8 protein-coding genes are annotated in these 15068 nt (G+C 68.0%); 5 read left to right on the top strand and 3 right to left on the bottom strand.

Annotation, left to right across the window (positions count from 1 at the left end; all coding sequences use genetic code 11):
* Window positions 1-25 precede the first annotated feature (25 nt).
* Entirely contained in the window at window positions 26-3379 is a 3354-nt protein-coding gene (gene cas9 / locus IAI54_RS24190; protein ID WP_187969606.1) for a type II CRISPR RNA-guided endonuclease Cas9, read from the bottom strand.
* 1566 nt (window positions 3380-4945) lie between these two features.
* Here cas9 and IAI54_RS24185 point away from each other — a divergent pair.
* From IAI54_RS24185 to IAI54_RS24175, 3 genes are all read left to right on the top strand, one after another.
* Complete coding sequence (locus IAI54_RS24185) at window positions 4946-5461, top strand: hypothetical protein (protein WP_187969605.1); 516 nt, start codon at window positions 4946-4948, stop codon at window positions 5459-5461.
* A gap of 266 nt (window positions 5462-5727) precedes the next feature.
* Window positions 5728-7701: a hypothetical protein gene (locus IAI54_RS24180; protein ID WP_187969604.1), complete on the top strand. Its 1974-nt coding sequence runs from the start codon at window positions 5728-5730 to the stop codon at window positions 7699-7701.
* A 193-nt stretch (window positions 7702-7894) separates the two neighbouring features.
* Window positions 7895-8590, top strand: a complete 696-nt coding sequence (locus IAI54_RS24175; RefSeq protein ID WP_187969603.1) for an invasion associated locus B family protein — start codon at window positions 7895-7897, stop codon at window positions 8588-8590.
* Window positions 8591-8755: 165 nt separating this feature from the next.
* On the opposite strand, the gene IAI54_RS24170 is transcribed toward IAI54_RS24175, so the two are convergent.
* Window positions 8756-11002, bottom strand: a complete 2247-nt coding sequence (locus IAI54_RS24170; protein WP_187969602.1) for a putative bifunctional diguanylate cyclase/phosphodiesterase — start codon at window positions 11000-11002, stop codon at window positions 8756-8758.
* A 151-nt stretch (window positions 11003-11153) separates the two neighbouring features.
* Complete coding sequence (locus tag IAI54_RS24165) at window positions 11154-12161, bottom strand: lactonase family protein (protein WP_187969601.1); 1008 nt, start codon at window positions 12159-12161, stop codon at window positions 11154-11156.
* Window positions 12162-12603: 442 nt separating this feature from the next.
* Between IAI54_RS24165 and IAI54_RS24160 the strand changes: the two genes are divergently transcribed.
* Both IAI54_RS24160 and IAI54_RS24155 read left to right on the top strand, forming a co-directional pair.
* Window positions 12604-13731 carry a sensor histidine kinase gene (locus tag IAI54_RS24160; protein WP_187969600.1) on the top strand — a complete coding sequence of 376 codons (1128 nt, stop codon included), beginning with the start codon at window positions 12604-12606 and terminating at the stop codon, window positions 13729-13731.
* 463 nt (window positions 13732-14194) lie between these two features.
* The gene (locus IAI54_RS24155; protein WP_235679166.1) at window positions 14195-15064 is read left to right on the top strand and encodes a DMT family transporter; all 870 of its coding nucleotides are present in this window, start codon (window positions 14195-14197) and stop codon (window positions 15062-15064) included.
* Window positions 15065-15068 lie beyond the last annotated feature (4 nt).

Here is a 15068-nt window from a genome sequence, read left to right as displayed (position 1 = left end):
TACAAAGTAGAATTACGTATTAACATTAACGAGGTTCATTTCGCGGACTTTTTTTATTTTTGTCGCGAGGGCCGGGATCAAAGATACGTCCGGCTTCATCGACCCGAACCTGTCTTAAGCCGATCTTCCTCAACCCCCCGGCGGTCGGAGAGTAGTATTTGAACGGATCGAATGCCACCCGGCCATCCTGATCCGGCTCGGCGCCCCGCGCCAGTGCCTCCTCTGCACTGTTGGGAAGCGCGTCGCGGTTCTTGAGTTCACCGGCCTCTTTATGCGCCACCAGCGTTATTTGGCCGTTCTGGCCGAACTTGACCACGATGCCGATGGTCGGGCCGCCGCGCGGATCGTCATAGGCGACCATGTCGTTCTGCTTGAGCGACAGCACCTTGCGGGCGGCAGGGTGAGGGCGACGCTTCTGCCAGTCGATGTCCGGCCGATGGGCGTCGAACATGGTGATCACGTCGGCGATCCATCTGCCGTCAGGAAGTTCCCAGACGTCGTATCGGAAGTTGGCGTCACCCTTGTAACCCTTGTAGGCGCGGCCATCCTTGTCCCGGATGGAAATGACCGAAAGGCCCTCCACCACGCGCACACGGCGAATTCCGCGATAGTGATGGCCCGCCGCCTGGCGAAACTTTATCAGGGCTGCCGTGAAGTCCCTTCCGCCGAAGCCGTGAGTGGCGTTCTCCAGCGCCGCCCTCAGTCTCAGATCGCGGACGGCATGCAGGTCCTTCGGCTGTAGCGACAGGAAGGGCTTGCGCCGGACGACGATCGGATTGCCACGCGCGTCGACCTCGCCGGTCAGGCCATAGGCGGTATCGTTGTGCAGCTGCCCCGCCGAACGCCCGGTCTCGCCCGGCTTCGGCAAGGTGCCGTGGTCTGGCTTGTGGCTGACCACGATGCGATCGACCACGACCTTGAGATCGTCCCGGAACGAGAGCCAGGGCGGCGACAGCGTCCGGATCGCGTCTTCCGCGCCCTGCGTCTCGCCGTCGCGGGCAGCATCGGCAACGCGCTTCAGGAGGCTGCGCGAGGTCACCCCGATGACGGCAGCGTCGATCGCGTGATGACGATGGTCTTTCCGGTTCTTGGTCTTGGTCGGGTCGGCGAAATTGTGATCGGGCAGAATTCCGTTCAATCCCCACTTGCGGCGCAGCATCTCCGTCATCCGGCCCGTCACAACGACGACGTGATTGCGCTTCTTCACCACCCCGTCGCCGTCCGCCTCCTCGTCCGGAAACAGCGCGCCAAGATAATCGTGCGCCAGCCGAGCCAGATACTGCGTGTCGGTCAACTGACGGTCGAGAAAGTCGCGATCCTTCTCGAAGCGCTCCATCGCATCGAGAGCGAAACGCCACCGCTTGTTCGGCGGCAGCCGCTGCGCCCGTTCCAGAATGTCGTCATAGTGGTCCCCCCACGCGGGAACTTCGGCCGGAGCAAAGTTCCGCTTCTCGCGGTTGGCCTCGCGGGTGCAGAGAATGCGGTTGGTCGCGCCGTCATCGAGCGTGCGAGACCAGGGCAGGATGTGGTCGATGTCGACGGCACCGGAGAAGAGCATGGTCGGCGTGATCACCGTGCCGGAGTAGATGCAGCGCCGGTCGAGCGGATCTCCCGGATTGAGTTCCTCCCACTGTTTCAGGAGCTGTCGGTTGAAGCCGTTGTCGGGCTGCCCGAATTCCGTCAGAATGGCGGATCGCCGTTCGGCGTCGCGCCGGTTTCTGGCGTTGCGGGCCGTCGCCTCGCGTTTCTGGTCCTCGCTCTGGTTCAGTTCGCGCGCGAGCTCGATGTGGATGCGCTCGGGCCTGCCGTGGCGGGCGATCAGGCGGTTGGTGACCACCTGCAGCTGGTTGAGGGCGATGTGGACGGTGGGATTGGTGATGCGCCCCTTTTGGATGTCGTACTCGTCGTCGAGGTCGCCGGTGCCCGGGGGAATGCGGCGCTCCAGGATTTCCTGGTACTTGGGCAACCTCTCGACGGCTTCGCCATGGCGCGCAAGGGCGTGGTCGTAGCCGGCACGGCGCGCGGCCTCGGCCTCCGTGATGACGTCTGCCTTCAGCTCTTCCAACATAGTCGCAAGAGCGGTTCGTCCGAGTCGCCCGTAACCTTCGGGGAGCTTCGCATCCGCCGCCTTTTCGGCCGCCTCGTCGGACAGTCCGGCTTGCTCGACGAGCCACCGATGAAGGGCGAGAGGATCGTTCTCCTCGCGCAGCCTTTCGACGGTTTCCCACTGTCGGTCCATCGGCATCGCAGCCCATCGATTGCCGAAAAGCGCCTTATCGGACATGGCCGCGTGGATCTCGTCGCCGAGGAGCTTCTCGCGACCTTCGTGCTCCTTGTTGAAGCGGGTCCCCCGTTCGGAGAGTTTCAGCGTCTTGCGCAAAGCCGGAAAGCCCGCGCTGCGGACGCCGCGCAAATGGATCACGAGGGCGTCGCGCTCGTCCTTCGTCAGTTTCCGCTGTGACTGGTCCGGCATCACCAGTTCGAGTTCGTTCACCTCCTTGTAGAGGCGAAACGTCTGGAAGAGCGGGTGCGCCTTCGCCAGCCGCATTTCGGACGGATTGAAGCTGCATTTGCCGACGACCGGCGGCTTCAGCGGCCGCTGGTAGAACATGACGCGGAACAGATGCCGTCTGCGATCGTCCGTCAGGACTTCGGGCCAGAACTCGGCCTGCCTGGCCCATATCTGGTCGAACTCGTCTTCCAGCATCGCACGAACAGGATAGAAATCGTAGCCGGGCTTTTCGCGCCGTCCTTCTCCTTCCGACGAAGCAGCAGCGTCGATGCGCACGCGCACACCGCCTCGCCCGAGCGGATCGGTTCCGCGCCGCCCGGCCAGGAATTCGCCCAGGGTGCGCGCGCCGGCTTCATGCATGGCGGTGCGCAGGCGATCCTCGCCGATCGCGATGGCGCCCTTCTCGTTGTCATTCGACCGGCGATCGGCCTTGCGGTTGCTCTTGAACCCGCGCCGCTGCTGAAGGTGAAACAAGGCGCGGCCGAGATGGTGGAGCGGCAGTCTCTCGTCCAGCCCACGCGCACGCAGCGCATAGACGTCGTTCGCCGGCCGATCCCGTCGCGCATCATTGGTCTCGGCCACCAGCGCCGCACGCGCCCCCGGATCCGACGGCATCAGACCGTACTCCGTCAACGTCCGCAGCACGGCCTTTCGGCGGCGCTTGTAGCGGTCGCGCCGGCGGGCCATGCCGCGCACCATCCGGCGACCCTCCGCCAACGAGTTTCCCGATTTGGGCTCGCGACCATCGGAGAAGATGCGGACACCCGCATCGACGATCGCGATCGGCTCATTGCTCGGACCAAGATTGAAGACGCACCAGCCGATACTGTTGGTGCCCATGTCGAACGAGAACAGCTTCTTCCGCATCCCGGTGCCTCCCCATCGTTTGTTGGCCACACCAGTGACTATAAATCAAGAGGACTGCCGCTCCATTAGGAGCAGCTGTCCTTTCGCGCAATTCAGAAACGCGGTCCAGCGGCAACTACGGGACTAACATTTTTCAACGCGAATGCGATGTCCGTAGTGCGCAAAAACGCGATACTGGTTTGGGCCACAGCATCTCTGCTAGACTGCTATCCGTCTCACCGGAACGCGCCACCATCGACGTTCAATCGCATGTCGGTCCCTGCGGGACAGAGTGTCAGATTCTGTATGCACACCGGAAAGCCTTGCTCATTCGCTTCCGGGACGGTATATTAGACGGATAGCAGCAGTTCAGAAAACGCGGTCTGGCTGTTAACAAGCCTCGACGGCACCAAATAAGGCCCTCGCCACGGCGGGGGCTTTTCTGTTGGGAGCTGCTTCAGAACAACCCGCTGCTCAGTCTTTGGTCCTGGCCAACGGTTCGCTCGGTGAAGCGAGAAGCCTCCTTCTGAATGAAATCAGTGGGGAGCTTTTTCATCCTCTTGTCGGCGCGAACGGCAGCTCCTTGGTGAAGGAAAGGCTGCGGCTCCCGCGCGGCCATTGGCTTGCACTCGCATTCCACTCGTACCCCTGTGGAAACTCCGGCGGCATCACCACCCGACCGACTGCAAGGCGTTCCCGACCTCTCTTCTTTTGACCAGGTTCTGATTGAGAAACACTGCCAGAGAGGGTGCAGCGTGAAAAACGCCATTGATTCAAGGAATCCGCTGCTTGTGGGTGAAGCACTTTCCATTGACAGTGTATTGCAGGATTTCCCCACGGCTGGAAAACCTCATCCACCGCGTCTTCGGTGCCGCCCCGCCTGGAGTTCGAGATTGAGGATCGATTCGGCCAGCCGGTCATCCCATGTGAGTGGTTCCTCGTCCCGCTCTTCGTGTTGCGCGAAGCGATCGACCGCATCAAGAACCGGGCTTTTTATTGTCTGGCCTCAGGAGAGGTCGAGGATCGGTCGTCGGGTGGGGGCGTCGATGTGGTGCGGAAGCGCTGTGGTCGAGCTGGAGGTCTCCGCCGTTTCGGCGCGGACCTTGCCGCCGCGGGGACGTTGGTGCGCCCGTTTCTTCGCCATTGCGTTCCGCGCACCAACGGCTAGGGTCGCCCCATGGGGGACAGGATCACAGACGAGCGGGCGGCGGACGCGCTCATCGCGGAGGCCTCGCCATCCGGGGGACCGGAAGCCGCGCACGACCGGCTCGTCCTGATCGGGCGGGAGGTAGCGGTCAGGCGCGGCAGGCACGGACCGGGCAGAAAGCCGAAGACACGGCGCACCGGAGCCGGGGCGGCCCCGGCGGCCCGGACCGGTCCCGCAGGGCGGGTCCGATCGACGGCCACCGGGAAGCGCGAAGACGTCGGGCGGGGCCGGACGGGCCTGCAGCGGTGGGGTTTCTCACGCTTCGCCGTTCGCGAGGCACCCCTGGGACGCGGCGGGGAGAGGCCGGCATGAGCGACGGCCGGCAGGCGCCTGGGAGACGCAGCCGTCGTCCGCTTCTCGTCCGGGCCGTGCTGGCCGGCTTGGCGGCGGCAGCGATCGGCGGGAGCCGGCCCGCGGGGGCACAGGCCCGGCAGGTCGACGGGAACCTCGCGGTCATTCTCGTGCGGGATGCGATCGCCGCGTTGAACCAGGCGAATCTGACGGGCAACTATACCGTGCTCCGCGACTACGCGTCGCCCAACTTCGCCGCCGTCAACGATCCGGCGAAGCTTGCCGGGATCTTCGCGCCCCTTCGCAGCCAGGATCTCAACCTCGCCCCCACGTTGATCCTCGCGCCGCAGTTCACGCGGGCGGAAATGACCGACGACGGCAGCAAGCTCAGGCTCACCGGCATTTTTCCGAGCCGGCCGAAACAGGTCAACTTCGATCTGGTCTTCGAGCCGATCGGCGGACGCTGGCGCCTGTTCGGGATCTCGGTCGCAGCCCCCGAGCCGAGGCAGGAGGTCATCCAGGTTCCGGCGCCGGCGGCGCCCCCGACCGCCGCCGCGCCCGCGCCGTCGACCGTTCCGATCCCCATGCCCCGCCCGCTCGACTGACGGTCCGGCCGTTCCGCAAGACGACCGCCGATCCCGGCTCCAGAGCCCGACGGGCCGGCAAGGCGCGAGGGAAAGCCCTGGCTCCGCCGACGCGCGCGACGGGGCTTGTCATCCGTTAACCAAAGTGTAAGCTGTTCGTGAACCCGGCTCGAACAGTTTCCATCGAAAGCCGGGCAAGAGGCCGGAATACGACCGGCCCGCGTAACAGTAATCACCTGCAATACAAGGTTTAGTCGCTCGAAACGCAGCCGTGAGCTGGGGGCTCGATGCACGATCGGAATTGGATTCCCGGCATTGCCGGCGCGGTCTTTTCTTTTGCGGCCCTGAGCCAGGCCACGACACCCGCGTCGGCGCAGTACATCGCGTCGACCCCCGGCAAACCGGATGTCGATCCGCCGTCCTTCGTCGTGACGTCCGTGCTGGGCGGCTCGCCCACGCTCGATCTCTCGACTGAACTCGACGCCTACAAGGCTGCGGCGGAGACCGAGACGAATCTGCGCCAGAATCCGCCGGACGACGGCAGCGGCGGTTCGCCGTGCGACCCCGACGCCCCCACCTGCGTCTGGGATGCGAACTATCCCACGCAGGTGGCCAATGCGAAGGCGGCCCGCGAGGCCGCGCTGAACGCCATCCAGACCTCGGTCGACAATGCCGGCGATCCCAACACGCTGGCCGCGACCGCGTCCTGTGCCGAACAGCTGGAGCCTTTCCGCTACGCGTTCGACGCGGCGGGCGTCGCCACCGAAGCGGCCGGCGTGACGTCGGAAATCCTCACGTCGCTGGATTTCACGGGGCTGAGCGAATCGGCGTCGAACGCCGTCCAGGCCGTGGGCGTCGGCCTGCAGGCGGGCAGCCTGATCTTCGACGGCGTCCAGACGTTCGCCTTGCCGAGCTGCGAGGGCGAGTTCACCGGCAGCCTGATGACCCATGCGAACGTGATCGCGCAGATGGGCGTGTCGGCGCATGACGGACGCGTCACGCTCGGCTATTTCGGCAACCCCGATTTCGATGCCGATGCGGACGTGCCCGTCGAATACTCCTTCGACGGCATCACCATCGGCGGCGGCGGGGTCGGAGGCGCCGGCTTCGGCGGAGCCAATGCCTTCACGGCCCACGTCAGCGCGATCGCCATCGGAAACGGCGCGCAGGCGCTCTCCCCGGACGCGATCGCGATCGGCGACGCCGCCTATGCGGAGGGCACGAATGCGACGGCGGTCGGCGCCGACTCGCGGGCTGCGGGCACCAACACCACGGCCTTCGGCGCCGACGCGCGCGCCACCGGTACCAATGCGTCGGCGCTCGGCCAGAATGCCCTTGCCGACGGGACGAACGTGACCGCCGTCGGGACCGATGCGCAGGCGCAAGGGAGCCAGACCGCCGCGTTCGGTTCAGGCGCGATCGCCGCCGGGACCCGGAACACGGCAATCGGCGACGGCGCGCAGGCATTCGACCCCACCACCGGCAATTTCCTGAATGGCGAGAACATGACCGCCGTCGGGCAGCTCGCCTCGGCAGTCGCCGACGACACGACGGCCGTCGGGCAGGGCGCGCTGGCGTTCGACGAGGGAGCGAGCGCGTTCGGTCAGTTCGCGGTGGCCTATGGTGCCTCGTCCACGGCGCTGGGCAGGGACTCCTATGCCGAGCTGGATGCTTCGACAGCGATCGGCGAGTCCGCCCTTGCGCTCGGTTCACGGTCGACGGCCACCGGCCAGAACGCAATGGCATCCGGGACCAGTGCCACCGCGATGGGCCAGGCGTCCGTCGCCTCCGGCAATTCCGCAACCGCCGTGGGCGCACAGGCCCAGGCGGCTCACGCAGGCTCGGCGGCGTTCGGTGCCGGGGCCACGACGACCCTGGAGCGCCAGCAGGTCTTCGGCGTCGCATCCAACACCTACACCATGCCCGGCTTGACCTCCTACACGAGCACGATGCGGCAGGTCGGTCCGAAATCGCTCGTGACGACCGACGCGAGCGGGAACCTGGCTGCCGATCGCGGGCTCTACGACCAGATCGGGGAGAACCGGCAGGGCGTGGCCATGGCCCTCGCGCTCGGGAACTTCTGGGTTCCGGACGGCAAGACGTTCGCCGTCGGCATGAACACCTCGAGCTTCGACGGCACCTATGCGATGGGGTTCAACATGGGAGGCAAACTGAACGAGAGCCTCCATGTGACCGGAGGCATGGCGGTCAGCGCCACGGGCATGATCAGCGCGCGCGCCGGCGGAATCCTCGCCTGGTAGGCGGGCACGCGGCCGTCGCCCGCGGCGGCCGGTTCCGACGCATCCGGCGGCCGGCAGTGGCGCGGAGCGACGGCGCCGGCGTCCCGGCCGAAGCGGCCTGCCGACCGGACCGGTGCGTTCGAGGACGCCATCCTCTTCCTGGCCTGCGGTTCTGCGGTGTGCAGCAGGTTCCCTTCGTCGAGAGTGTCTTGCCTTGCGTGGTGCCCTTGCCCTGCTGCTGTCGGTCGCCGTTCACGCGGTCATCGTGGGAATGGTGGTTTTCGCCGGTGTCGCCGGCACCGGCTGGAGCGTGACCGGGCGGCTGGAGGAGATGCTGGCATCGAGGCGCGACCAGATCGTCCCTGCCCCGCCGCCCGGGAGCCCGGGGCCGGACGCCGGTGCTGGCCGTTCGGCGGCGGCCGCGCAGCCGTCGGCCTCGGCATCGGCATCGGCCGGGGAGCCGGCTGCGGATCGCTTCACCAGCTTCGGCGACTGGCGCTATGGCTGCTCCCGGGAGGAGGCCGGCAAGCCGTCCGTCTGTTCCATATCGCAGCGTCTGGTCGGTGCCGGTTCGAAGACGCCCCTGCTCGTCTGGCAACTCCTCCAGGACGGGAAAGGCGGTATCGTTTCGCTCATCCGGACGCCGACGGACATCGCCTTCGATCGCGGCGTCGTGCTGGTGCTCACGCCCGGCACCGAACACGTCGTCCCCTATTCCGCCTGCTTCACCGGCGGCTGCATCGCGCGGGCCGATCTGGCTCCGGAAACGCGGAAGGCCCTCTCGCAGGCCGAGCACATCGCGCTGATGGTCTTCTCCGCCGATGGACGGGGCGTCCCGTTCGCCATCAGCACGAAGGGACTGGCGGAGGGCCTGGCGGCGCTTCCGGACCGGACCGGCGGCGGGACGTGACGTCGCGGACCCGTCTCGCGGTTCGGCTGCAGCCCGACCGGGATCGCGGGACTGCAGGCCATCGCCGCCCGACCCGCGGCCGGGAGCGTCCTGCTGCGGCCCGCGTCGACGAGAGGTTGCCGACCGACCGCGATGCGGCCGGCATCCCGGTTCCGCGGCGGGCGCTCACGATCCGGCGCGTCGGGCGCCGGCGTCTCCTGCGGCCAGCCGCGCCTCCATCGCGGCGGCGTCGACCGGCCTGCCCAGGAGGTAGCCCTGGCCGAAGCGGCAGCCGAGCGAGCGGATGATGTCGCGCTGCGCGGGCGTCTCGATGCCTTCGGCCACCACCTCCAGGTCGAGCGAGCGCGCCAGCTCGATGACAGAGGCGGTGATCGCCTTCTTGCGGCTCTGCCGGTCGAGCCCCGTCACGAAGCTGCGATCGATCTTGATGATGTCGACGGGAAAGTCGCACAGATGGGTCAGCGACGCGTAACCCGTGCCGAAGTCGTCGAAGGCGACCTTGACGCCCGCCCGGCGCAGCGTGTCGATCGATTCGACCGCGCGGGAGAACCTGTTCGACAGCAGCACCTCCTCGGTGATTTCCACCTGCAGGCAGCGCGCCGGAATGCCGGCCTCGCCGATGCCGTGCAGGATGACGTCCGCCAGGTCCTGGTCGCGAAACTGCAGCGCGCTGAGGTTGATGGCGATCGAGCCGAAGGGAAGCCCGCACGCATGCCATCGCGACGCGGCCGCCAGGGCCTGCGTCAGCACGTGGGTGCCGATCCGGTCGGACAGCGCGGTGTCGTGAAACGCATCCTTGAAGGCACCGGGGCCCAGAACCGTGCCGTCCGCGCGCTGCCAGCGCAGCAGGGCCTCCAGCCCGGCGATCCGCCCGGTCCGGAGATCGACCTTCGGCTGGTAGTGGAGCACGACGTCGCCGCCGGCGCGCAGCGCACGGCGGAAGTCGTGCAGCACCTCCATGCGGCGGTCGGCCTCCTCGCGCATGGTCTCGTCATAGAAGCGATAGCCGTTGCGGCCCGACTGCTTGGCGGCATAGAGGGCGAGGTCCGCGTAGCGGATCAGATCGTCCAGCCCGGCCGGAGCGCCCTCGAGATGCGCGATCCCGACGGAGGTCGTCAGTTCGAAGGTCCGTGCACCCCAGAGCCAGGGGCGCCGGATCTCCGCGCACAGCCATTCCGCGAGAATCGCCATCTCGAGACGGTCGGTGTGCGGCAGGCAGAGCGCGAACTCGTCTCCGCCCAGGCGTGCGGCCACGACGGAATCGAGGGGGAACCGCCGGAGCCGCCGCGCGATCTCCACCAGGAAGGCGTCTCCCAGCGCGTGGCCGTAGCTGTCGTTGATGTCCTTGAAGCCGTCGAGGTCGAACAGCACCACGGCCGGATTCACTCCCGCCGCCAGCTGCTCGGCGACGTGGTCCTTGAAGCGGTTGCGGTTGAGGAGGCCGGTCAGCGGATCCCGCTCCGCCAGGTCGATCAGCTTCTGCCGCGCCGCATGTTCCTCCGTGATGTCCTGCTTCCAGCCGTAGCGGCGGACAGGCACCCCGTTCGCCAGTTCCACGCGGCTCAGGATGCGGACGACCTTACGCGTTCCGTCGGCGGCATCCATCTGCCCCTCGAACTTGAACTCGCCGTTCGTCCGGGTGGCATGCTCGATCGCGTCCTGCAGCCGCCGGCGCTCGTGCTCGGGGTACAGGCGGTGCACGCTCTCCAGCGTCAGCGGATGGTCCCGCGGCAATCCGTGGAGGACGTACATGCTGTCGCTCCAGCTGTACTGGCCGGTCTGGAGGTCGAACTCCCATGCGCCCATGTTCGCCAGCTGGCTGCCCGCGTCGACCACCCGCTTCTGCAGTTCGAGCCGTTCCTTCTGGCGCTCGATCTCGGCGTGGCGCGCGCGCAGTTCCTCCGCCACCTTCTCCATCTTGCGCGCGTTCATGTGGCCGAGCAGCAGCATGCGGGCGACGTCGGCGAGGCGGCGCAGCGTCGACCGGCCGATCGCGGACAGGCGGCGCGGCTTGTCGTCGAGGACGCACAGAGAGCCGACGGCAACGCCCGGCCGCACCGACAGCGGCACGCCCGCATAGAACCGGATGAAGGGCCGTCCGCGCACGAGCGGGTTGTCGCGGAAGCGCTCGTCCAGCAGCGCGTCTTCCACCACCAGCGGGTCGTCGCTCATGATCGCGTGGCTGCAGAAGGCGTCCGCGCGCGACGTCTCCTGCATGTCGGTGCCGCAGCCGGCCTTGATCCACTGCCTGTCCCGGTCGACGATGGACAGGAGGCCCATCTTCATTCCGAGCATTTCGACGGCCAGTTCGACGAGCGCGTCGAAGGACGGCTCCCGCGGCGAGTCCAGAATGTCCAGTTCGACGACCTCCGCCAGCCGCTCGGCCTCGTTCAGGGGAATTGGACGTGTCATGGCGCCACCGGCTGCACGAGGAGGTCGTACCCGGTCACGGCTATCATAGAACTTCCTAATATAATATTTCGGGCAACCCGGGGCTGCCGGAGGCCGGCGCCCGCCACCGTCCGGACCATGCGGCGGCCGGTGATCCCGCCGCGCCGTGACGTCAGGCCGGATCCGAGGCCGCACCGGCGATCAGCGTCTCCAGCCGGAAGAAGGCCAGGTTCCGCTCTTCGCAGGTGATCGCCAGGATGGTGCCGGTGGCGTCGATGTCCAACCCCTTGGGACCTCCCTCGGCGGGGTTCGAGCGCCCTCTCATGTAGGTCTCGTCGTCGAGCACGCGCATGACGGCCGCTGGTTCCTGCTCGCCCTGCCAGCGTCCCGCCGCGCGGCGGTAGAGCAGGACCACCGGCCGGCCGGCATCGGCCACGACCAGGAAGCGGCCGTCCGGCGTGAAACGCAGACCGTGCGGATAGGCCGTCCCCCGCAGGATCGCCGCCGGTTCCGACTCCGGCGACAAGGCCACCGTGTTGTCGAAGATGAAGACGGACCCTGTGCCGTGGTTGCTGACCGCGAGCCAGGCGCGATCCTGGCTGATCGCAATTCCGTCGGGAATGGACATCCCCTTCTTCAGCAGGACCGAATTGCGGGGAAGACCGAAAGATCCGCCGGCCGAAACGTCGTGGCGCGAGACGAGATCGGCATAATTGTTGCACACGTAGAGCGTCGCGCGCCGCCCGTCCGCCTTCGCGACGCAGAGCGAGCCCGGTGACCGAACCTTCCCGCGCAACCCGATGCGCCGGATCGTCCGGACCGGATCGAGCCGGTGCAGCCGCTCGCCCGTGCCGGCGGCGGGAAGCCGGAAGATGGTGACGTCGCCGGCGCGGTTGGCGACCGCCAGCGTCTGCTCGTCGATGAAGTCGAAGCCGTGCGGCTCCTTCAGCGAGGAGGAGCGGATCTCCAGATGGTCCGTCAGCGTCACGGCCGGCCCGGCCCCGCCCCGTCCGATCGCCACGTCGAAGACGAAGCAGGAATTCTCCAGATAGCCGGCGATGGCGATCCTCCGGTTCGCCGGCGAGAAGCGGACGTCCTCGGTCCTGCCGAGCCGCGGCAACGCCTCGGCCGCCGCATCCAGCACCTGCACGTCGAGTCTCGCCGCCAGACCGTCGATCATCGTCCCTCCCTGGCCTGACGGCCGCAAGCGCCCCCGTTCGCCGACGTCCTCGTCACGTCCGCGCGCGCCGGATCGCGGTTCTCCGCAGAAGACCGGCGGGGTCGCGACGCAGAGCCTCTCGCGGATCAGCAGGGCCGACGATGCCTCAACATATTAGTGAACTACGAATTAGTGACACACGAACCATCCGCATGATAACCCTTGCCGGCAGTTGCGACGCCGGTCGTCGTCGCAAAAGTTGTGAAGAAGTGCGACATGAAGGCCTGCGCGGGTGCTCGAGCGGTCGATCCCGCCGGTCGACAGGGGGTTGCGGTGCCGGTGCGCGTGAAACGGAATTGCCGGAATCGCTCCCGGGCGGTCGACGTGCCGCCGGATGATCCGCCCCCGGCGGGCGCATGTCGGCGGGCGGAGGCGGGGCGGCGACACCGGCGCCGGAGACACCATGATTGAGTGGCTGCGCTACGTCTACGACATCTGCACGAGTGCCCCTCCTCCCGCCCACTGGCGCGAGATCACCGTTCTGGCGAATCTCGGCACCGCGCTCGCCTATTTCTGGATTCCCGCCGTCATGGCTGCGGTCTTCACCCGCTGGCGCGAGGAACTGCCCTATCGCTGGCTCTGGATCGGGTTCGTCCTCTTCATCACGGCCTGCGGGCTCAGCCACGTGGTCCATGCCCTGCATGCCCTGACGGATGCGAGCCCGCATGGCTGGTTGGGGCTCGCCGTCGTCGTCGGCACCGCGATCGTCTCGCTCGCCACGGCAGCGGGCTTCACCTACCTGTTGCCGACCATCCTCCAGCTGGCGTCGCCGGCGGCGGCCCGGCGCACGCTGGAGGAGGCCGTGGAGCGGGCCACCGCCGATCTGCAGCAGGCGCTGGAGCACGAGCGGCTGCTGCTGCTCGAGGTGCACCACCGCGTGAAGAACAATCTCCAGGTGACCGCGAGCCTCGTCAATCTCCACGTCCGGCGATCGGCCGGCCCCGTCGGAGAGCTCGAAGCCCTCAGGGACCGCATCACCGCCATGGCCGCCGTCCACGAGCAGCTGCAGGAGGTCGGCAGCACGACGCTGCGGGCGCGGCCCTTCGTGGAATCGCTCGTCCGCTCCATGAAGGACGCGAAGGGCGTTCCGGACGTCGTGGTCGAGGTCACCGGCCCGGATTTCGAGGTGCAGCTGGATCACGCGGCCTCCTTCGCCCTCATCCTTCACGAGGTGCTCGCGAACGCGCTGCAGCATGCGTTTCCGGAGCGGCGGGACGGCGTGCTGACCATCGCGCTCGCCCGGGACGGGGCCGGGAAGTCGGTGACCGTCTCGGACGACGGAATGGGGATGGCGGACGGGCCCGACGGTGTCGGGAAGACCCTGATCAAGGCGCTCGCCGTCCAGCTGCATGGACAGGTCTCCTGGCAGCCCCGCGCGGGCGGAGGCGTCGTCTTCCGGATGGCGTTCGGCCAACCCGCCGACCGCGAAGCGGCGGTCGCGCAGCCAGCCGGGCCGGCGGTCGCCGCCGCGGACCCGCGGAGCGGGCGGGACGGAACGGCGGACGCGGAGATGGCGGCCGGGCGGGCCTGAACCGCCTGCTCGCGGGCTCGCAGGGCAGTGGCATCCGCTCGCCATGCGCGCCCTCCGCCCCGCGTCGCGTGGTCCCCTTCCCCCGCGACGGAGGGGAGGATCCAAGGCCGCGGCGCCGACATCCTCCCCTGCGAAGCGCGGGGCCGCAGGCCCGGCGAGACCGGCGGCTGGCCCCGGCAGGGGACCACGGAGTGGCGGAGGGGGCGCAGCCGGTCCGAAAGCGACGGCCCTGCGCGGGATCGGCCGCCCGGCGGTTGCGGACGCCGGGGGTCCTCGCCGTCGCTGCCGAAGGGAAGCCGCCGGCTCGCCGTGCGGGAAGTCACCGCGGGCCAAGCCTTGTGCCACCGGCCGTTCGGGGAAGACGGGGCGAGCCTGCTCGGCTATCCCCTCCCAGGCCCTGCTTCGGCGGCGGCCGGGCAGTGGCGCCGGAAGACGCCGGCGAAGCGACCAGGGAGGACGAGGCGTGGAGGAAACGCGGCAGAACAGGCTGACCGGCATCGTCCTGATGATCCTCGGCGTCGCCTGTCTCAGCGTTAACGACGCGCTCGCCAAGGCGCTGACGGCGAGCTATTCGCCCGTGCAGGTCCTCTTCCTGCGCAACATGATCGCCCTGCCCTTCGCGGTGGCGCTCGCCTGGAGGATGGGAGGGGCGGGCGCCCTGCGCTCCCGCCGGCCGGTCGCCCACCTGGCGCGCGGCGTGCTCTGGCTCGGCGCCGCCGTCCTGTTCTTCACCAGCATCATGCATCTGCAGCTCGCCGAGGCCACCGCGCTCATCTTCGTGGCCCCGCTCTTCATCACCGCCTTGTCGGCGGCGTTTCTCGCCGAGCAGGTCGGCTGGCGCCGCTGGGCGGCGGTGCTCGCCGGCTTCGCGGGCGTGCTCATCGTCATCCGCCCCGGCGGGGCGAGCTTCCAGGCGGTCTCGCTGCTGCCGGTCGCCACCGCCTTCGTCTATGCGCTGCTGATGCTGAGCGCACGCTGGCTCGATCCGCGCGAGAGCGTGTGGACGCTGCTGCTCTGGCTGACCGGCGCCGGCGCCCTGCTGTCGGCGCTTGCCGCCCCCTTCGTCTGGCGCGAGGTCCAGGCGGACCATCTCTGGCTCTTCGTCGCGATCTCGATCGCGGGAACGGCGGGCATGACCATGATGACCCAGGCCTTCCGCTTCGCCCCCGCCGCCCTGGTGGCCCCGCTCGACTACACCGCTCTCGTCTGGGCGACCGCCCTCGGCTGGCTGGTCTGGAACGAAATCCCCGACACCGCCACCTTCGTCGGCGCTGCAATCATCATCGCCAGCGGCGTCGTCGTCATCCTGCGGGAGTACGCGGCGAAGGAGTGACGGA

The organism is Aquibium microcysteis (assembly GCF_014495845.1).
GTDB lineage: Bacteria > Pseudomonadota > Alphaproteobacteria > Rhizobiales > Rhizobiaceae > Aquibium > Aquibium microcysteis.
Note: the sequence above shows the minus strand (reverse complement) of the source record. Positions and strands in the feature narration are given on the sequence as shown.